The organism is Streptomyces sp. NPDC002779 (genome assembly GCF_042888685.1).
Classification (GTDB): domain Bacteria; phylum Actinomycetota; class Actinomycetes; order Streptomycetales; family Streptomycetaceae; genus Streptomyces.
Genome location: NZ_JBIAQC010000002.1, coordinates 735450 through 754383 on the forward strand (window position 1 = coordinate 735450; position 18934 = coordinate 754383).

The window sequence follows — 18934 nt, forward strand, 5'->3', positions numbered from 1 at the left end:
CAGCAACATAACGAAACCTACCGGTCTACAGGGAGTCGATGCAGGATGGAGGCACAGCACGGACTCGACGAGGAGGCACCACCATGGCGGGAACCCGCACCCGGGCCGACGACGCACGTGAGACGGCCGTCGAGGCAGCCCTCGCCCGGCTCGACCTCGGCGCCAAGGCCCGACTGCTCGCCGGCCAGGACATGTGGACGCTGCCCGCCCTGCCGGAGATCGGCCTGAAGTCGCTGGTGATGTCCGACGGCCCGATCGGCGTCCGGGGTGTGCGCTGGACCGCCGACGACCCCTCCGTCGCGCTGCCCTCCCCGACCGCGCTCGCCGCCACCTGGGACCCGGAGCTGGCCCGCCGGGCCGGCGTGCTCCTCGCCCAGGAGGCCCGCCGCAAGGGCGTCCACGTCCTGCTGGCGCCCACCGTCAATCTGCACCGCTCGCCGCTGGGCGGCCGGCACTTCGAGGCGTACAGCGAGGACCCGTACCTCACCGGGCTGATCGGCGCGGGCTATGTCAGCGGCGTCCAGTCCGGCGGCGTCGGCACCACCGTCAAGCACTTCGTCGCCAACGACGCCGAGACCGACCGCTTCACGGTGAACAACCTGGTGAGCGAACGCACCCTGCGCGAGCTGTACCTCGCGCCCTTCGAGACCATCGTGGCGAACGCCCACCCGTGGGGCATCATGACCGCCTACAACACGGTCAACGGCACCACGATGACCGAGCACCACCACCTGGTGAACAAGGTGCTGCGCGGCGAGTGGGGCTTCGACGGGTTCAACGTCTCCGACTGGACGGCCGCCCGCTCCACCACCGGCGCCATCGAGGGCGGCCTCGACGTCGCCATGCCGGGCCCCGACACGGTGTACGGCGACGCCCTGGCGGCGGCCGTACGCGCGGGGGAGGTCAGGGAGGCCGCCGTCGACACCGCCGTACGCCATGTGCTGCGGCTCGCCGCCCGGGTCGGTGCCCTGGAAGGGGCCGAACCGGCGGTGACCGAACCGCCCGCGCCGGTCGACGGCGCGGCGCTGGCCCGCGAGATCGCCCACCGCTCCTTCGTCCTGGTCCGCAACCAGGGGGCGCTGCCGCTGAAGCCCGGCACGGTCGCGCTGATCGGCGCCGCCGCCCGCGACGCCCGGATCCTCGGCGGCGGCTCCGCCACCGTCTTCCCCGCCCGGACCGTCTCCCCGCTCGACGGCCTCACCGCCGCCCTCCCCGAGGGCAGCCTGCGCTACGCCGTCGGCGCCGACCCCACCACCGAACTCGCCGTCGCCGACCGGGGATTCGCGCTGCGGGCCATCTGCCGCGACGCCGCGGGACAGGTCATCGGCACCGCCTCCGCGCCCAACGGCCAGATCCAGTGGATGGGTTCCGACCTCCCCGACGGCGTCACCCACGACACCCTGCACAGCGTCGAACTGACCGGCACCTACACCCCGCGCGAGACCGGCCGGCACACCTTCGGCATCAAGGGCCTCGGCGCCTTCACCCTCACCGTCGCCGGCACCACCTGCTACGACGACGTCCAGGGCACCGAGCGCGACGACCCCTTCATCAGCTTCTTCGGCGCCCCCGAACCCCGCGCCGAGGCCGAACTGACCGCCGGGCAGCGCGTCGACGTCTCCCTCACCCACGTCGTGCGCTTCCCCGAGGGCGCCCCGGTCAGGGCCGTCGGCTTCGCCCTCGCCCACCAGGAGCCGCAGCGCGACCCCGACGAACTGATCGCCGAGGCCGTCGACGCCGCGCGCGCCGCCGACACGGCCGTGGTCGTCGTCGCCACCACCGACCGGGTGGAGTCCGAGGGCTTCGACCGCGCCGACCTGAACCTCCCCGGCCGCCAGGACGACCTGGTGCGCGCCGTCGCCGCCGCCAACCCGAACACCGTCGTGGTCGTCAACTCCGGCTCCCCGGTGGAACTCCCCTGGCGCGAGGACGTCGCCGCCGTCCTGCTCAGCTGGTTCCCCGGCCAGGAGGGCGGCGCGGCCCTGGCCGACGTCCTGACCGGGGCGCGGGAGCCCGGCGGCCGGCTGCCCACCACCTGGGGCTCCCTGACCGACGCCCCGGTCACCCAGGTCGCGCCCACGGGCGGCGAACTCCCGTACACCGAGGGCGTCTTCATCGGCTACCGGGCCTGGGACAAGGCGGGCCGCACGCCCTCGTACCCCTTCGGGCACGGCCTCGGCTACACCGAGTGGGCCTACCAGTCGCTGGAGCTCGACGGCCGGACCGCGAGGATCCGCGTCCGCAACACCGGCGCCCGGGCCGGGCGCGAGGTCGTGCAGCTGTATCTGGCCCCGGGGGAGCGCGACGCCGAGCGTCCGGCGCGGGTGCTGGCCGGATTCGCGCAGGTGACGGCGGAGCCGGGGGAGACGGTCGAGGCCGTGGTGGAGATTCCGCGCCGCGCTTTCGAGATCTGGGACGAGAAGACCACCTCATGGTCATGTGTGAAGGGTTCGTACGAGATCCAGGCCGGTCGCTCGATCACGGACCGCAGGCTCACCGGGACGATTAACGTCTGAGTCGGGACACGTTCCCCATGGACAGCCCCGGTCCGGGACCTGACGCCCGGACCGGGGCTCGACCATGCCTACCTGCGGGAGAAGGTGTACACCGTCGCCGAGCGGAACACCTCGCCGGGCCGCAGCACCGTGCTCGGGAACTCCGGCCGGTTCGGGGAGTCGGGGAAGTGCTGGGTCTCCAGGGCGATGCCGTCGCCGGGCGCGAAGGGCGCGCCGAGGTGGTCGGCGGTGTAGAGCTGCAGTCCCGGCTCGGTCGTCGACACCGTCAGGACCCGGCCGGACCCCGGGTCGTGCAGCTCGGCCACCTCCACCGGGGCCTCGGTCACGCCCTTGTCGAGCACGAAGTTGTGGTCGTAGCCCGCGCCCACCTTGCGCGCCGCGCGGAAGTCGAACCGGGTGCCCTCGACCGGCTCCAGGCCGACCGGGATCAGATCCGCGTCCACGGACGTGATCCGGGAGGCGGCGATCCGCAGTTCGTGCCCGCCCGCGTTGCCCGCCTCGGGACCGGCGAGGTTGAAGTAGCTGTGGTTCGTCAGGTTCACCACGGTCGGCGCGTCCGTCACCGCCTCGTACGCGATCCGCAGCGCCCCGCCGTCGTCCAGCGTGTACGTCGCCGACACCTCCAGCCGGCCCGGGAAGCCCTCCTCGCCGTGCCCGGCGACCCGGCTCAGCCGCACCCCGTGCTCGACCGGCTCCGCCTCCCACACCCGCTCGTCGAAGCCCCGCTCCCCGCCGTGCAGACAGTTCGGGCCGTCATTGCGCGGCAGCGTGTACGTCCGCCCGTCCAGCGTGAAGCGGCCGCCCGCGATCCGGTTGGCGTACCGCCCCACCAGGGCGCCGAAGTACGGCCCCCGGTGCGCCCGGTAGCCGTCCAGGTCGGCGAACCCCAGCACCACGTCCCCGGCGGTCCCGTCCCGGTCCGGCACCTCCAGCGACTGCACGATCCCGCCGTACGTCAGCACCCGCACCCGCACCCCGGCCCGCTCCAGCGTCCAGCGGTGCACGGCCGTTCCGTCGGAAAGTGCGCCGAAGAGTTCGTTCATGTGCGGAACCTTAAATCACGAGGTTCTCGCCGTGACGGTCCGGTAGGCGATCTCGGCCAGCCTCGCCTGGCCGTTCACGCTCGGATGGAACCAGTCCCAGCGGCTCAGCTGCTCCGTCCCGAACCGGTAGGCGTACACCGCGCCCCCGTCGGACCGGCACCGCCGGTCCTTCGCGCAGACCTCCCTCAGCACCGCGTTGTAATCCTGCACCCGCTTCTGCACCGTCTCCCGGCGCAGGGTCGCCGCCGCGTCCAGCGAGTCCGCGTCCCCGAGCATCGACGGGCAGATGCCCAGCTTCCACACCTGCTTGCCCAGCGCACTGGTCCGCCCCTGTGACCACAGCCGCTTCAGATCCGGCACGCTCGCGACATACACCTGCGCCTTCGGCAGCGCCCCGCGCAGCGTGCGCATCGCCTCCTCGAACTGCGCCCGGAAGTCGGCCACCGACGTCATCGCCGCGGTGGTGTTCCGGCAGGCGTCGTTCGCCCCGGCCAGCACCGTCACCAGCTCCGGCTTGCGGGTCGCCGCCTGCGCCATCTGCCCGGGGAGGTCCGCCATCCGGGCCCCCGTCACCGCGTAGTTCCAGCTCCGCCCGGCCGCCCGCGTCTCGCCCAGCAGCCGTACGGCGAGACTGTCCACCTGCTCGCTGCTGCCCGTCGCCCACGACACCTCGGGGCAGTCCGAGAGCACCGAACAGGCGTCGAAACCGGTGGTGATGGAGTCCCCGACGGCCGCGACCGACTCGGGGCTGCGGTCCCACACCGGCGTCGGCTTCGGCTTCACGCGCTGCGCGTCCGTCCCCGACGGCCCCGGCGAACTGCCCCCCACGGCGTCACAGCCGGTGAGGCCCAGGACGGCCGCGGACAGCACGGCGAGCACGGCTCGTGCGCGGTGACCGGTCTTCCGCATCCGCTGCTGCTCCCCTCGCTCGACGGCTACTGCCCCCTCCCCATACAACGCGCGGGAGTTCCCGAGCGCGCGCGAGGCGGCGGATCCACCCCGCACAGGGGTCCTGCCGGGTGAATGGCGGGCGTTTCACGGCACCGGGACCGACGGTACGTCACACTCCTTGCGCCGCCGCACGGTAGCCTCGCCATCAGCGTGGCTGCCCGGCCACCGCCGTCCGTCGGTTCGCAAGATGTCCCGCTCTGCCCGGAGGTCCCGGTGACGACACGTGGAGTTCTGTACGTGCACTCCGCGCCGCGCGCGCTGTGCCCGCACGTCGAGTGGGCCGTCGCCGGGGTGCTCGGCACACGCGTCAGCCTCGACTGGATCCGGCAGCCCGCCGCGCCCGGCACCTGGCGCTCGGAGTTCTCCTGGAAGGGCGAGGTGGGCACGGCCTCCAAGCTGGCGTCGGCCCTCAGAGGCTGGCACCTGCTGCGCTTCGAGGTCACCGCCGAGCCCTGCCCCACCGCCGAGGGCGAGCGCTACAGCTGCACCCCCGACCTCGGCATCTTCCACGCCGTCACCGGCATGCACGGCGACATCCTGATCCCCGAGGACCGGCTGCGCGCCGCGCTGCTGCGCAGCCAGCGCGGGGAGACGGACCTGGAGGGCGAACTGCTCAAGCTCCTCGGCAAGCCCTGGGACGACGAACTGGAGCCCTTCCGGTACGCGGGAGAGGGAGCCCCGGTGCGCTGGCTTCACCAGGTGGTCTGAGACCCGGACACCCGAAGGGCCCCCACCTCGCGAGGTGGGGGCCCTTCACGTTCGTACCAGCGCTGGTCAGACCGTACGGAACGCCAGCACCACGTTGTGCCCGCCGAAGCCGAACGAGTCGTTCAGCGCGGCGATGCGGCCCTCGACCGGCAGCTTGCGGGCCTCGCCGCGGACCACGTCCGCGTGCGCCTCGGCCTCGGGGTCGAGGTTCTCGACGTTGATGGTCGGCGGCGCCACCCGGTGGTACAGGGCGAGCACGGTCGCGACGGTCTCGACACCGCCCGCGCCACCGAGCAGATGCCCGGTCATCGACTTGGTCGCGGACACCGCGATGTGGTCGGCGTCGTCGCCGAACACCTTCCGCAGCGCCTTCAGCTCGGCGATGTCACCGGCCGGCGTCGAGGTGGCGTGCGCGTTGACGTGCACGACCTCCGACGGCGCGAGGTCGGTGCGGTCCAGCAGGTTCTGCAGGGCGTGCGCGATGCCGCGGCCCTCCGGCTCCGGCTGCACGATGTCGTGGCTGTCGGCGGAGACGCCCTGGCCGACCGCCTCGGCGTACACCCGCGCCCCGCGCTTGGCGGCGTGCTCGGCGGACTCCAGGACGATCACGCCGGCGCCCTCGCCGAGGACGAAGCCGTCGCGGGCGACGTCGTAGGGACGCGACGCGCCCTGCGGGTTCTCGTTGTTCTTGGACATCGCCATCATGTTGCCGAACGCGGCGATGGGCAGCGGGTGGATCGCCGCCTCGGTGCCGCCGGCGACGACCACGTCGGCACGGCCGGAACGGATCATCTCGATGGCGTAGCCGATGGCCTCGGCGCCCGAGGCGCACGCGGAGACCGGCGTATGTACGCCCGCGCGGGCGCCCACCGCCAGGCCCACGTTCGCGGAGGGGCCGTTCGGCATCAGCATGGGGACGGTGTGCGGGGAGACGCGGCGGACGCCCTTCTCCTTGAGCACGTCGTACTGCTCCAGCAGGGTCGTCACGCCACCGATGCCGGAGGCGATGACGGCACCGAGCCGGTCGGGGTCGACATTGCCGTCCTCCCCCGCCTTGTCGGTGAAACCGGCGTCGGCCCAGGCCTCCTTCGCCGCGATCAGCGCGAACTGCGCCGAGCGGTCCAGCCGGCGCGCCTGCGGGCGCGCGATCACCTCGGTCGGCTCCACGGCGACCGGTGCGGCGATCCGGACCGCCTGGTCGGCGGCCCACTCCTGCTCCAGGGACTTGACACCGGAACGTCCGGCGACGAGGCCCTCCCAGGTAGAGGCCGCGTCGCCACCCAGCGGTGTGGTTGCGCCGATACCGGTGACGACCACGGTGCGATTGGTCGAGCTCACGGGAATTCTTTCTCCAACGGGATACGAGGATTCAGCGGCGCCACCGCCGGGTGGCGGGGCCGGGCACGTCCGGCCTAAGCGGAAACTCAGGCCTGGTGCTTGAGGATGTAGTTGGTCGCGTCGCCGACCGTCTTGAGGTCCTTCACGTCCTCGTCCGGGATCTTGACGTCGAAGCGCTCTTCGGCGGCGACGACGACCTCGACCATGGACAGGGAGTCGACGTCCAGGTCGTCGGTGAAGGACTTGTCCAGCTGGACGTCCTCGACCGGGATGCCGGCGATCTCGTTCACGATGTCGGCGAGACCGGCGACGATCTCTTCCTGAGTGGCGGCCATGTCAGGCGCTCCTTCTTAGTGATCCAGAGGGTTTGGCAGGCCCGCCGCGGAAGCGGCGGGTAAGTACAGCCGGGCCGGACCTGATGATGATCCGGCACGGAGTGCCTAGGGGAGGGTAACGACAGTGGCGGCGTAGACGAGACCCGCCCCGAAGCCGATGACGAGCGCGGTGTCGCCGCTCTTCGCCTCGCCGGTCGCCAGGAGCCGCTCCATCGCGAGCGGGATCGAGGCGGCCGAGGTGTTGCCGGTGGTGCGCACATCGCGGGCGACCGTGACGTGCTCCGGCAGTTTCAGCGTCTTCACCATCGAGTCGATGATCCGCTCGTTGGCCTGGTGGGGAATGAAGACGTCCAGGTCGTCCGGGCTGATTCCGGCCGCGTCCAGCGCCTGCTGGGCGACCTTAGCCATCTCGAACACGGCCCAGCGGAACACCGCCTGGCCTTCCTGCGTGATCGCAGGGAACTTGTCGACCCCGCCGGTGCGGTAGTCCGTCCACGGCACGGTCTGCTTGATCGTCTCGGACTTGTCGCCCTCGGAACCCCAGACGGTGGGGCCGATGGCCGGCTCCTTGGCGGGGCCCACGACGACCGCGCCCGCGCCGTCGCCGAACAGGAAGGCCGTCGCGCGGTCCTCCAGGTCGGTCAGGTCGCTGAGCCGCTCCACGCCGATGACGAGGACGTACTCCGCGCTGCCCTCGACGATCATGCCCTTGGCGAGGGTGAGGCCGTAGCCGAAGCCCGCGCAGCCGGCCGAGATGTCGAAGGCGGCGGCCCTGTTCGTGCCGAGCTTGTCGGCGATCTCGGTGGCCACGGCCGGGGTCTGCTTGAAGTGCGAGACGGTCGAGACGATCACGCCGCCGATCTGCTCGGCGGAGATCCCGGCGTCGGCGATCGCCTTGCCGGACGCCTCGATCGACATGGCGGCGACGGTCTCCTCGTCGGAGGCCCAGTGCCGGGTCTCGATGCCGGAGCGGGAGCGGATCCACTCGTCGGACGAGTCGATCTTCTCGAGGATCACCTCGTTCGGCACGACCCGGGTGGGGCGGTAGCCGCCCACACCGAGGATCCGCGCGTACGGGGCGCCCTTGCTGGGCTTGATCTTCGACATGCTCTTCGGGCTCCTTGTCAGCCGCTGTGCTCTGCGATGAGCTCGCGAGCCGCGTCGAGGTCGTCGGGGGTCTTCAGGGCGAGCGTCTTCACACCGGGCAGCGCGCGCTTGGCGAGGCCGGTCAGGGTGCCGCCGGGGCACACCTCCAGCAGCGCGGTGACGCCGAGCTCCTTGAAGGTCTCCATGCACAGGTCCCAGCGGACCGGGTTGGCGACCTGGCCGACCAGCCGGTCCAGCACCTCGGCGCCGGTGGCGACGGTCCGGCCGTCCTTGTTGGAGACGTAGGGGACCGCCGGGTCGGCCGCCGAGAGCGCCTTGGCGGCCTCGGCCAGCGCGTCCACGGCCGGCGCCATGTGGTGGGTGTGGAAGGCGCCGGCGACCTTCAGCGGGACGACCTTGCGCACGCCCTCGGGCTTGTCCTCGGTGAGCGCGGCGAGCTGCTCCATGGTGCCCGCGGCCACGATCTGCCCGGCGCCGTTGATGTTCGCCGGGGTCAGGCCGAGCTTCTCCAGGTGCGCCACGGAGGTGTCCGGGTCGCCGCCGAGCAGCGCCGACATCCCGGTCTCGGTGATCGCGGCGGCCTCGGCCATGGCCAGGCCCCGCTTGCGTACGAGGGTGAGGGCGGCGGTGTCGTCCAGCACGCCCGCGAAGGCGGCGGCGGTGATCTCACCGACACTGTGGCCCGCGACGGCACCCGGGGTCACGGCACCCAGTGCCGCGGCGGAGAGGATCCCGGCGGCGACCAGGAGCGGCTGGGCCACGGAGGTGTCCCGGATCTCGTCCGCGTCGGCCTTGGTGCCGTAGTGGACGAGGTCGAGGCCGACGGCGTCGGACCAGCCGGCGACGCGGTCGGCGGCGCCGGGCAGGTCGAGCCAGGGAGTCAGGAAGCCGGGCGTCTGGGCGCCCTGGCCGGGAGCGACGAGTACGAGCACTCTCACACTCTCTCTTGGGGACGGCCACGGCCGCCCGTGGGGACAAGGACGAAGAACAGGAGGGGGTTTTGTGGAACCCCGACAAAACCCTACGGCTGAAGATCGCCGTCGACCAGACGTCCCAGGATGAGCGCGATCCGCAGCGTGAACGCGGAACGTACATCGGAAGGCGACCAGCCGGTGACGTCAGTCACACGTCGAAGCCGGTAGCGCACGGTGTTGGGATGCACGAACAGCATCCGGGCGGCGCCCTCGAGGCTGCTCGCCTGCTCCAGATAGACGGAGAGGGTCTCCAGAAGCGCCGACCCGGCCTCTTCCAGCGGTCTGTAGATCTCCTCCACCAACTGCTCGCGCGCACCGGGATCCCCGGCGATGGCACGTTCCGGAAGCAGGTCGTCCGCCAGGACCGGGCGCGGGGCGTCCTGCCAGGCGGAACAGGCCTTGAGCCCGGCCGCGGCGGCCTGCGCGGAGCGGGTGGCGGCCAGCAGATCGGGCACGATCGGCCCGGCGACGACGGGCCCGGCGGCATAGGGGCCGATCAGCGACTTGGCGACGGCGAGCGGATTGTCGCTGCCGCCGGCGATGACGACGAGCCGGTCGCCGAGCACCCCGGTGAGCACCTGGAGCTTGGCGTGCCGGGCGGCACGCCGGATGGCCTCGACGGTCAGCTCGGAGTCCCCGTCGGGGGCGGTCCCGAGGACGACGCACACATGCTCGGGGGAGTTCCAGCCGAGGGCGGCGGCCCGGGACACGGCGCCTTCGTCGGCCTCGCCGCTGAGCACGGCGTTGACCACCAGGGACTCCAGGCGGGCGTCCCAGGCACCGCGTGCCTCGGCGGCCTGGGCGTAGACCTGGGCGGTGGCGAAGGCGATCTCCCGGGCGTAGACGAGCAGGGCCTCACGCAGCACGGACTCGTCGCCCGGGGCCGCCACCTCGTCGATGGCGGACTCCATGACCTCGATCGTCGTCCGCACCATCTCGACGGTCTGCCGCAGGGTGATCGCCCGGGTCAACTCGCGCGGGGCGGTGCCGAACACATCGGTGGAGATGGCCTGCGGGGCGTCGGGACGCCGGAACCACTCGGTGAAGGCGGCGATGCCGGCCTGGGCCACGAGACCGATCCAGGAACGGTTCTCCGGGGGCATGGCCCGGTACCACGGCAGCGTCTCGTCCATGCGCGTGATGGCCTGCGCGGCCAGGCTGCCGGAGGACTGCTCCAGCCGCTTCAGGGTCGCGGGGTGCGGGTGGGCGGCGTGCGCAGCGGCTTCGGGCTCGTGGGCTTCGGGTTCGGGCACGGGGACAAGAGTGCCTTATCCGGACGGGAGCGTGCGCCGGTGGGGTCTACGGTGGGATTCGTGATGGACGTACGGCGCGCCGACGAGCGCTACCCAGGCGGCGACCCGGCGGCAGGAATCGACTCCCGGCACGCCTTCTCCTTCGGCCCGCACTACGACCCCGGCAACCTCCGCTTCGGCACGATGATCGCCTGCAACGAGGAGCGGCTGGCCCCGGGAGCGGGCTTCGACGAGCATCCCCACAGCCACACCGAGATCGTGACGTGGGTGGTGGAGGGCGAACTGACCCACCGCGACTCCACCGGCCACGAGACGGTCGTCCGCCCCGGGGACGTCCAGCGGCTGAGCGCGGCGGCGGGCGTGCGCCACGTGGAACGCAACGACGGCACCGCCCCCCTCGTCTTCGTCCAGACCTGGCTGGCCCCGCTGACCCCGGGCGGCGACCCGGCCTACGAGATCGTCCCCGGCATCGCGGACTCCACGCCGTACGCCGTCCCCGAGGCCGGAGCGCTGCTCCACGTCCGCCGCCTGGCCCCCGGCGAGCGCACCGCGGTCCCGGACGGGGCGCACGTCTACGTCCATGTGGTCCGCGGTGAGGTGCGGCTGGCCGGGGAGACACTGGGGGCGGGGGACGCGGCGCGGATCGGCGGGGCGAAGGACGTCGAGGCGGTCGGCGTGACGGGCGTGGAGCTGCTGATGTGGGAAATGGCCGGTTAGCGCAGCTCGGCCAGGACCGCGTCGGTGAGTTCCGGCCACACCTCCACCGCCCACGGGCCGAACGCCCGGTCCGTGAGCGCCACGCACGCCGCGCCCGCCGCCGGGTCGATCCACAGGAACGTGCCGGACTGGCCGAAGTGGCCGAAGGTGCGCGGCGAGGAGGAGGAGCCGGTCCAGTGCGGGGACTTGCCGTCGCGGATCTCGAAGCCGAGGCCCCAGTCGTTCGGGTTCTGGTGGCCGTACCCCGGAAGCACCCCCTTCGTGCCCGGGTACTGCACCGTCATCGCCTCCGCCACCGTCCGCGGGTCCAGCAGCCGCGGCGCCTGCACCTCCGCCGCGAAGCGGACCAGGTCGTCCACCGTGGAGACGCCGTCCTTCGCCGGAGAACCCTCCAGGGACGTCGACGTCATCCCCAGCGGCTCCAGCACCGCCTGCCGCAGGTACTCCGCGAACGGGATGTCCGTGGCCTTGGCGAGGTGGTCCCCGAGCTGCTCGAAACCGGCGTTGGAGTACAGCCGCCGCTCCCCGGGCGGAGCCGTCACCCGGTGCTCGTCGAAGGCCAGGCCCGAGGTGTGGGCGAGGAGATGACGGACCGTCGAGCCGGCCGGCCCCGCCGCCTCGTCGAGCTCGACCGCCCCCTCCTCGTACGCCACCAGCGCGGCGTACGCGGCCAGCGGCTTGGTGACCGAGGCGAGCGGGAAGCGGTGCCCGCCGGGACCGTACGCTCCGAGGACCGTCCCGTCGGCCCGTACGACGGCCGCGGCGGCGGTGGTGACCGGCCAGTTCTCGATCAACGCGAGGCTCTTCATGGCACCGAGCCTAAAGGGGCTCGGACACCGGGCCGAAAGGGGCACCGGGCCCGAGGGTGCTCAGAGCATCAGCCGCATGAAGGGGTCCGGCGTGCGCCCGAAGCCCAGCGAGGCGTACAGCGGCTCGGCGGCGGTGGAGGCCGTGAGGTCGACCTGGCCGACGCCCCGCTCGCGGAACCACTCCAGCAGCGACTCCATGCAGGCACGGGCGTGGCCGCGGCGGCGGGCGTCCGGGTCGGTGGCCACGCTGAAGACGTACCCGGACAGTCCGCGCGGGTTGGCCGGCTTGCCGATCCGGTACTCCACCGTCCCCACCACCAGCGCGGCGAGGGCGCCCGGCCGGTCCGGATGATCGACGACGAAGGCCGCGAAGTCGCCGTCCGGCTCGGCCAGCCGCGCCCGCAGGCCCGCCAGCCCGGCCGGGTGCCAGTCGGTGGAGGTGTCGGCTCCGGGCATCGAATCGATCATCACCTGGCGCAGCCGGAGCACCTCGGCGGCGTCCTCGGCGGTGGCACGGCGTACGAGACTCATGACCGGCACGCTAGCCACGGCGATCACGTCATGTCCCGTGGTTTTCTGCCCTGTTCCGCTTGCTTGGAGTGCACTCGAAGGCCATAGCGTTGAGGGCATGACGGTGATGGAGACCACGGGCACCGGGACCGACACCTGCGCGGGACCGCCGCAGTCCGACCGGCGCCCCGACGGGCAGGACAGCTACACGATCAGCGAGGTCGCCGCGCTCACCGGCCTGACCGCGCACACCCTGCGCTGGTACGAGCGCATCGGCCTGATGCCGCACATCGACCGCTCGCACACCGGCCAGCGCCGCTACAGCAACCGCGACCTCGACTGGCTCGACCTCGTCGGCAAGCTCCGGCTGACCGGGATGCCGGTCGCCGACATGGTCCGGTACGCCGAGCTGGTGCGCGAGGGCGACCACACCTACGGCGCGCGCTACGAACTGCTGGAGGAGACCCGCCGGGACGTCCTGGCCCGGATCGCGGAACTCCAGGACACGCTCGCCGTGCTCGACCGCAAGATCGCTTTCTATGGCGACGCCGGGCTCGCCCTGGCGTCGGAGAGGCCCCGATGACCGAGAACAGCACGATCGCGACCGCACGCCTGGGCGACACCGGCCCCGAGACCGGGATCCAGGGTCTCGGCTGCATGGGCATGAGCTTCGCCTACGGCCCCTCGGACGCGAAGGAGTCCAGGGCCACCCTGGAGCGGGCCCTGGAACTGGGCGTCACCCTGTACGACACGGCGGACGCCTACGGCGCCGGAGAGAACGAACGCTTCCTGTCCCCCTTCTTCAACGCCCACCGCGACGAGGTCGTCATCGCGACCAAGTTCGCCCTGGCGATCCCGCCGGACGACCCGACGCGCCGGATCATCCGCAACGACGCGCCCTACGTCCGCCAGGCCGTCGAGGCGAGCCTGAAGCGCCTGGACGTCGAGACGATCGACCTCTACTACATGCACCGCCGGGACGTGAACGTCCCCATCGAGGAGACCGTCGCCGTCATGGCCGAGCTGGTGCGCGAGGGCAAGGTCAAGCACCTGGGTCTGAGCGAGGTCACCGCCGCCGAACTGCGGGCCGCGCACGCCGTGCACCCGATCGCCGCCGTGCAGTCGGAGTGGTCGCTGTTCAGCCGGGACATCGAGGCGCGGGTGGTGCCGGCGGCCCGGGAGCTGGGCGTGGCGCTGGTGCCGTACTCCCCGCTCGGCCGGGGCTTCCTCGCGGGCTCCTTCGGCTCCGCCGACAAGGACCTCACGCCCGACGACTTCCGCCGCCGGCAGCCCCGCTTCACCGGCGAGAACGCCACGGCGAACGCGGCCCTCCTGGCACCGATCCGCAAGATCGCCGACGCGCACGGCGCCTCCCTGGGCCAGATCGCCCTGGCCTGGGTCCAGCAGCAGGCGACGGTCCACGCGCTCCCGGTCGTCCCGATCCCGGGCACCCGCAAGCCGGCCCGGGTGGAGGAGAACACCGCGGCCACCCGGATCGTCCTGACGGAGGAGGAACTGGGCCTGCTGGAACCGATCGCGGAGCAGGTGGCGGGCGACCGGTACCCGGACATGACGTTCACGTCGGCGGGACGGGAGTAGTTGTTCACAACTCCGCCAGCAACTCCGCCTTCTTGGAGGAGAACTCCTCATCGGTGACCAGCCCGGCCTGGTGCAGCTCCCCGAGATGGCGGATCCGCTCGGCGATGTCGGCGGGATCCCGGCGCGGCACGGCCGCAGCCGGGACGGCCGGCGCCGCCGAGCGCACCGCCGCCAGCACGGCCGCGGCGAACGGCAGCGACTCGTGCACCGGCCCGTACCCCAGCCCGAACACCACCGCGGCCGGATCCTGGTCGACCTGCGCGGGCGGCGCGGCCACCTCGCGCCGCAGCAGCCGCAGATGCCCCTCGAAGACCTCGGGGGAGCGCCACTCGACCCCGCTCAGGTCACCGATCGCGAAGGACTGGTCCCCGGCCTTCCACTTCGCGGAGGAGGCCCCCGTCCAGAACCAGCGGAACGCCACCGTCCGCCCGTCGAAGGACGCCTTGGCGTCGTACGCCTTGAAGGACCGCGGGACCTCCGGCGCCGCCACCAGGAAACGGTCCGCCGGGCCGGAGTCCTTCACCTGCGCCCGCAGTTCGTCGGCGTAGTACTCGGCGAGCGTCTCCCGCTCGGCCGGCAGCACCAGACGATACGGATCGCACCCTTCCTTCAGCTGCCCGTCGGCCGCCTCCATCAGCGGATCGGCCCCCACTCGCGGCTCGGCGCGCAGCACCACGGTGCCGCGTCTGCCCGGCGTCAGCGTCACCGCCGAGATCGCCGCCAGCGGCACCCGCCGCTCCCCGAGCGCCTGCAACAGCTTGGGTGTTCGAATCCCCCGTTCGTAACGGATGAGCACGGAGTCGGACTCGAACTCCCAGGCGGCATGAAATCCGGCCAGTACGTCACCCATGCGGCTCATCGTATGCGGCACGCGCCCCTCCGTCGCCTCCCCGCGCAGACCGTAGTTTCTGCGCCCTCTACGCGCGTCCGACCGGCGTGGTGCCGGACAAACCCTCCCGGCAGACCGCGTCATCGCCCGCGCAGGCCACCGCGTCGTACGCGCCAACCCCGATCTCCGCGAGGTTGCGCACGCTGTCGGTGCCGGGCTCGAAGTACCCGCTGTGCCCCTGGGCGTCCCGCGCCGACAGCACCCGCGCCCCGAACGCCGAGGACATCGGATCCGCCCCGTGTCCCAGCCCGCCGAGCTCCAGGTACGGCACGTCCTGCACCCAGTCGTCCGTGTCCCGCATCGCCCACACCCGGGCCGAGGTGCCCAGGTGGGTCACCTTCGCCGCCCGCATGCCGGGGCTGCCCGCCACCGCGATGTCCGCGACCCGGCCGGGCAGCGTCCGCGCGGCGACCCCGCACACCACCGAGCCGTAGCTGTGGCAGAACAGGGAGACCGGCGAACCGCCGGGCAGCGCCCGCACCAGCGCGTTCAGCCGTGCCGCACCGCCCACGGCGTGCCCCGCCGTGGCCGAGTCGAGGCCGAGGCCGCCGGGCGCGCTGTAGTCGGCCCAGGCGATCACGGCCGTACGCGTCGACGGGTCGGCGGTGCGCTCGGCCGCGTACAGCGACTGCGCCATGCCGACCGGCGCCGAGTACTTGCGGTAGGTGCGCTGGAAGGTGAGCACATCGGTGTTGACGCCGGGCACCACCACGGAGATCCGCTCGGCCCGGTCCAGGTCGCCGAAGACCTCGGCGACCCGGCCGGAGCCCGCCGGGTCGAAGGCGAGGATGTGCCGGCCGGGGTTCATCAGCGCCGCGTAGCGGTTCATTCGGCGGCCGGCCTCCCGCTGTCCCCCGGGCGTGAGCCGGCTGTCCTGCATGCGTTTGCGCTCGACCTTGCGGGCCTGCGCCAGCGCGAGGTGGTTGGCGCGGTAACGCAGCCGGACCGGGGCGCCGTTCATGTTGCCGACCGCGAGCGGATAGCGGCGCGCCAGGGCGGTGCGCTGGTCAGCGGTGAGCGAGGCGAAGAAGCGGGTCAGCCGGGCCGGGGCGGAGTCGGTGTCCGGCAGTGCGCGGCCGCCGATCCGGGCGTGCTCCCAGGCGGCACGCGAGGCCTCGAGGGCGGGCGTGGGGCGCTGATCGCGCAGCGCGGTCCAGCCGGTGGTCGCCAGCATGACGAACACCACGGCCAGCGCCAGCAGGACGCGCCAGACGTTCAGTTGCGGGGACGTGTCGAAGGAAGTCACTGGGAGGACACACTAGGAGAACGAACGGGTCTCGCGTCAACCGAGTGACGGGGATCACGTTTCGCGCCAGCTTTCCGTGAGAGCGGGCCCCACCTGCTCCAAATAGGCGACGGTCAGGGCCCGGATGCCCGCCAGGCTGACGTCCTCGCTCCGGCTCCACTGCCGCCCCGTCACCCGCATCACCCCGCCGAACACCGCGACCGCGAGCCGGGGCCGCGGATCGGCGTCCACGTCCAGGCCCTCCCGCTCGGCGAGCACCCGCGCGATCCGCTCCTCGGTCTCCGCCGAGCGCCGCAGATGCGCGGCGAGCAGCGCGGGCGTCGACTCCATCACCCGGTACATCCGCAGATACAGCTCCACCGGCACCACGGACTCGATGACCTCGTGCAGCCCGTCCCAGCCCTCCACCACGGCCTGCCGCAGCGCCCGCATCGGCGCCTCCCCGGCCGGCCGCAGCCGCACGGCCTCGACGTAGTGCGCCTCCGCCATCTCCTGTACGGCGAAGGCGGCGTCCTCCTTGCTGGCGAAGTAGCGGAAGAAGGTGCGCTGGGAGACCTCGACGGCGTCGGTGATGTCGTCGACCGTCGTCTCGTCGTATCCCCGGGTGGTGAACAGCTCCAGGGCCGAGCGCAGCAGCGCGTCCCGGGTGCGCTGCTTCTTGCGGTCACGCAGTGTTTGCATATTCGTCAGTTACTGACTTTTGAATATGTTTGTCAATTGTCAGAGGCTGTCATTAACCTCGCGGCATGACTAGTCAGACCGTCGTCGACAAGGCGCCCCAGGACGCCGTCCCGCCCTCCGGGCTGCGTGGGCACCCCTGGTTCACGCTCATAACCGTCGCCGTGGGCGTCATGATGGTGGCCCTGGACGGCACCATCGTGGCCATCGCCAACCCGGCCATCCAGAAGGACCTCGGCGCCACCTTCGCCGAGGTGCAGTGGATCACCAACGGTTACTTCCTGGCCCTCGCGGTCGCCCTGATCACCGCCGGCAAGCTCGGCGACCGCTTCGGGCACCGGCAGACCTTCCTCATCGGTGTGATCGGCTTCGCGGCCGCCTCCGGCGCGATCGGCATGTCCAGCAGCATCGGACTGGTGGTCGCCTTCCGGGTGCTCCAGGGTCTGTTCGGCGCGCTGCTGATGCCGGCCGCGCTCGGCCTGCTGCGGGCGACCTTCCCGGCCGAGAAGCTCAACATGGCGATCGGCATCTGGGGCATGGTCATCGGTGCCTCCACCGCGGGCGGCCCGATCCTCGGCGGTGTCCTCGTCGAGCACGTCAACTGGCAGTCGGTGTTCTTCATCAACGTGCCGGTCGGCATCCTCGCCGTCGTCCTCGGTGTGCTGATCCTGCTGGACCACCGCGCCGTGAACGCCCCTCGCTCCTTCGACCTCCTCGGCATCGGCCTGCTGTCGGGCGCGATGTTCTGCCTGGTGTGGGCGCTCATCAAGGCGCCGGAGTGGGGCTGGGGCGACGGCCGGACGTGGACGTTCCTCGTCGCGTCGGTGGTGCTCTTCGGGCTCTTCGCGTTCTGGGAGACCAGGGTCCGCGAGCCGCTGATCCCGCTCGGGCTGTTTCGCTCGGTCCCGCTGTCGGCGGGTGTGGTGCTGATGGTCCTGATGGCCATCGCCTTCATGGGCGGCCTGTTCTTCGTGACGTTCTACCTCCAGAACGTGCACGGCATGAGCCCGATCGACGCGGGCCTGCACCTGCTCCCGCTCACCGGCATGATGATCGTCGGCTCGCCGCTGGCGGGCGCGATGATCACCAAGCTCGGCCCGCGGGTACCGCTGGCGGGCGGCATGGCCCTCACCGCCATCGCCATGTACGGCATGTCCACGCTGGAGACGGACACCAGCAGCGGGCTGATGTCGATCTGGTTCGCCCTGCTGGGCCTCGGCCTCGCGCCGGTCATGGTCGGCGCCACCGAGGTCATCGTCGGCAACGCCCCCATGGAGCTCTCCGGTGTCGCCGGCGGTCTCCAGCAGGCCGCGATGCAGATCGGCGGCAGCCTCGGTACGGCCGTGCTGGGCGCCGTGATGGCCTCCAAGGTCGACAGCGACCTCGCCGGGAACTGGACGGACGCGGGCCTTCCGGAGCTGACGGCGGCTCAGGAGGCGCAGGCCGCCGAGGCGGTGCAGGTAGGTGTGGCACCGGTGGCCCCGGGCACGCCGGACGCGATCGCCGCCAAGATCACGGACGTCGCGCACGACACCTTCATCTCCGGGATGAGCCTCGCGTCACTGGTCGCGGCCGGTGTGGCGGCGGTGGCCGTCGCCGTCGCGTTCCTGACCAAGCGGGGCGAGAACGCGGAGGCGGGAGCGGGGGCCGCGCACATCTGACGCGGCAAGGGGTTTGCCCCCGCTTTCCCCTATCAGGGTGACAAAGCTAAAGATTCCTCGTCCTCGGCACGCGCCGCGGGTCACAGTGGGTCAAGCCCTCCGTACGGCATGTTCCTCGGGCACGTTCGTACGGCAAGGAGGGCGGCCGGTGCTGCGGCGCGCTGCCGGAGGGGGACAGCGCGCCGGCAGCCCGGTGGAATGAATCCGGAGGAATAGACCCGCGGGACGGGGTACCCGACCGGGGAACCGAATCCAACAGATCGACGGTTCCCGGGAGTTGAGTGCACCATGGCGGGCTTCGGACAGGGAACGCGCAGGCACCCCCGCACGCGTGGCCGGACGTGGTCACGGTCCGGGCCGGACCGCGCGACACTCGGCATCATCGGAACCATCTGCGCGGTGGCCGGTTTCTTCGTCCTGGGCATCATCCTGGGCCCGGTGGCCATCGTCTTGCGGCTGGCTCGCGATGAACCCGATCCTGGTCCGGCGCCCGCCCGGTCCCGGCACTGACAGCCGTGGTACTGGGTGCGATCGACACCCTTCTGGCCCTGGTCCGGCTGGCGGGCACGGGCGCTCCGGGCGGCGGTCTGTTCTGACCCG

At 72.1% G+C, this 18934-nt stretch carries 18 protein-coding genes and 1 pseudogene; 7 read left to right on the plus strand and 12 right to left on the minus strand.

Annotation, left to right across the window (positions count from 1 at the left end; genetic code table 11):
• The first annotated feature begins 83 nt into the window (after positions 1 to 83).
• Positions 84 to 2516 carry a beta-glucosidase gene (locus ACFYW5_RS08875; protein WP_389416246.1) on the plus strand — a complete coding sequence of 811 codons (2433 nt, stop codon included), beginning with the start codon at positions 84 to 86 and terminating at the stop codon, positions 2514 to 2516.
• Positions 2517 to 2584: 68 nt separating this feature from the next.
• Here ACFYW5_RS08875 and ACFYW5_RS08880 read toward each other — a convergent pair whose 3' ends face one another.
• Entirely contained in the window at positions 2585 to 3559 is a 975-nt protein-coding gene (locus tag ACFYW5_RS08880) for an aldose epimerase family protein (protein WP_389416247.1), read from the minus strand.
• A gap of 15 nt (positions 3560 to 3574) precedes the next feature.
• Positions 3575 to 4468, minus strand: a complete 894-nt coding sequence (locus ACFYW5_RS08885) for an SGNH/GDSL hydrolase family protein (protein WP_389416248.1) — start codon at positions 4466 to 4468, stop codon at positions 3575 to 3577.
• A 255-nt stretch (positions 4469 to 4723) separates the two neighbouring features.
• Between ACFYW5_RS08885 and ACFYW5_RS08890 the strand changes: the two genes are divergently transcribed.
• Entirely contained in the window at positions 4724 to 5218 is a 495-nt protein-coding gene (locus tag ACFYW5_RS08890) for a DUF3145 domain-containing protein (protein WP_389416249.1), read from the plus strand.
• A 66-nt stretch (positions 5219 to 5284) separates the two neighbouring features.
• On the opposite strand, the gene ACFYW5_RS08895 is transcribed toward ACFYW5_RS08890, so the two are convergent.
• From ACFYW5_RS08895 to fasR, 5 genes are all read right to left on the minus strand, one after another.
• On the minus strand, positions 5285 to 6556 hold the full coding sequence (locus ACFYW5_RS08895; RefSeq protein ID WP_389416250.1) for a beta-ketoacyl-[acyl-carrier-protein] synthase family protein: 1272 nt from the start codon (positions 6554 to 6556) through the stop codon (positions 5285 to 5287).
• Positions 6557 to 6642: 86 nt separating this feature from the next.
• Positions 6643 to 6891 carry an acyl carrier protein gene (locus ACFYW5_RS08900; protein WP_389416251.1) on the minus strand — a complete coding sequence of 83 codons (249 nt, stop codon included), beginning with the start codon at positions 6889 to 6891 and terminating at the stop codon, positions 6643 to 6645.
• 105 nt (positions 6892 to 6996) lie between these two features.
• Complete coding sequence (locus tag ACFYW5_RS08905) at positions 6997 to 7998, minus strand: ketoacyl-ACP synthase III (RefSeq protein WP_389416252.1); 1002 nt, start codon at positions 7996 to 7998, stop codon at positions 6997 to 6999.
• A gap of 17 nt (positions 7999 to 8015) precedes the next feature.
• Positions 8016 to 8930 (minus strand): ACP S-malonyltransferase, encoded by a 915-nt coding sequence (locus ACFYW5_RS08910; protein ID WP_389416253.1) that lies wholly within the window; start codon positions 8928 to 8930, stop codon positions 8016 to 8018.
• A gap of 89 nt (positions 8931 to 9019) precedes the next feature.
• Complete coding sequence (fasR, locus tag ACFYW5_RS08915; RefSeq protein WP_389416254.1) at positions 9020 to 10225, minus strand: fatty acid biosynthesis transcriptional regulator FasR; 1206 nt, start codon at positions 10223 to 10225, stop codon at positions 9020 to 9022.
• 63 nt (positions 10226 to 10288) lie between these two features.
• On the opposite strand from fasR, the gene ACFYW5_RS08920 reads away from it, so the two are divergent.
• Entirely contained in the window at positions 10289 to 10942 is a 654-nt protein-coding gene (locus ACFYW5_RS08920) for a pirin family protein (protein WP_389416438.1), read from the plus strand.
• Here ACFYW5_RS08920 and ACFYW5_RS08925 read toward each other — a convergent pair.
• Together ACFYW5_RS08925 and ACFYW5_RS08930 are read right to left on the minus strand one after the other, a co-directional pair.
• Entirely contained in the window at positions 10939 to 11751 is an 813-nt protein-coding gene (locus ACFYW5_RS08925) for a serine hydrolase domain-containing protein (RefSeq protein ID WP_389416255.1), read from the minus strand. The two genes, ACFYW5_RS08920 and ACFYW5_RS08925, sit on opposite strands and share 4 nt — an antisense overlap.
• Positions 11752 to 11811: 60 nt before the next feature.
• The gene (locus tag ACFYW5_RS08930) at positions 11812 to 12282 is read right to left on the minus strand and encodes a GNAT family N-acetyltransferase (RefSeq protein WP_389416256.1); all 471 of its coding nucleotides are present in this window, start codon (positions 12280 to 12282) and stop codon (positions 11812 to 11814) included.
• 97 nt (positions 12283 to 12379) lie between these two features.
• Here ACFYW5_RS08930 and ACFYW5_RS08935 point away from each other — a divergent pair, with 97 nt between their 5' ends.
• On the plus strand, positions 12380 to 12844 hold the full coding sequence (locus tag ACFYW5_RS08935; RefSeq protein WP_389416257.1) for a MerR family transcriptional regulator: 465 nt from the start codon (positions 12380 to 12382) through the stop codon (positions 12842 to 12844).
• Positions 12841 to 13860: an aldo/keto reductase gene (locus ACFYW5_RS08940; protein WP_389416258.1), complete on the plus strand. Its 1020-nt coding sequence runs from the start codon at positions 12841 to 12843 to the stop codon at positions 13858 to 13860. Before ACFYW5_RS08935 ends, ACFYW5_RS08940 begins: the two co-directional genes overlap by 4 nt.
• A 4-nt stretch (positions 13861 to 13864) precedes the next feature.
• On the opposite strand, the gene ACFYW5_RS08945 is transcribed toward ACFYW5_RS08940, so the two are convergent.
• The 3 genes from ACFYW5_RS08945 to ACFYW5_RS08955 are packed head-to-tail and all read right to left on the minus strand — an operon-like array spanning position 13865 to position 16676.
• Positions 13865 to 14719, minus strand: coding sequence for a DUF4429 domain-containing protein (locus tag ACFYW5_RS08945; protein ID WP_389416439.1), 855 nt, complete (start codon positions 14717 to 14719; stop codon positions 13865 to 13867).
• Positions 14720 to 14777: 58 nt separating this feature from the next.
• Positions 14778 to 15995 carry an alpha/beta hydrolase gene (locus tag ACFYW5_RS08950; protein ID WP_389416259.1) on the minus strand — a complete coding sequence of 406 codons (1218 nt, stop codon included), beginning with the start codon at positions 15993 to 15995 and terminating at the stop codon, positions 14778 to 14780.
• A gap of 54 nt (positions 15996 to 16049) precedes the next feature.
• Complete coding sequence (locus tag ACFYW5_RS08955; RefSeq protein WP_389416260.1) at positions 16050 to 16676, minus strand: TetR family transcriptional regulator; 627 nt, start codon at positions 16674 to 16676, stop codon at positions 16050 to 16052.
• 65 nt (positions 16677 to 16741) lie between these two features.
• On the opposite strand from ACFYW5_RS08955, the gene ACFYW5_RS08960 reads away from it, so the two are divergent.
• Both ACFYW5_RS08960 and ACFYW5_RS08965 read left to right on the plus strand, forming a co-directional pair.
• Entirely contained in the window at positions 16742 to 18334 is a 1593-nt protein-coding gene (locus ACFYW5_RS08960; protein ID WP_389416261.1) for an MFS transporter, read from the plus strand.
• Between the two features lie 288 nt (positions 18335 to 18622).
• Positions 18623 to 18930, plus strand: a pseudogene (locus ACFYW5_RS08965) (small hydrophobic protein).
• Positions 18931 to 18934 lie beyond the last annotated feature (4 nt).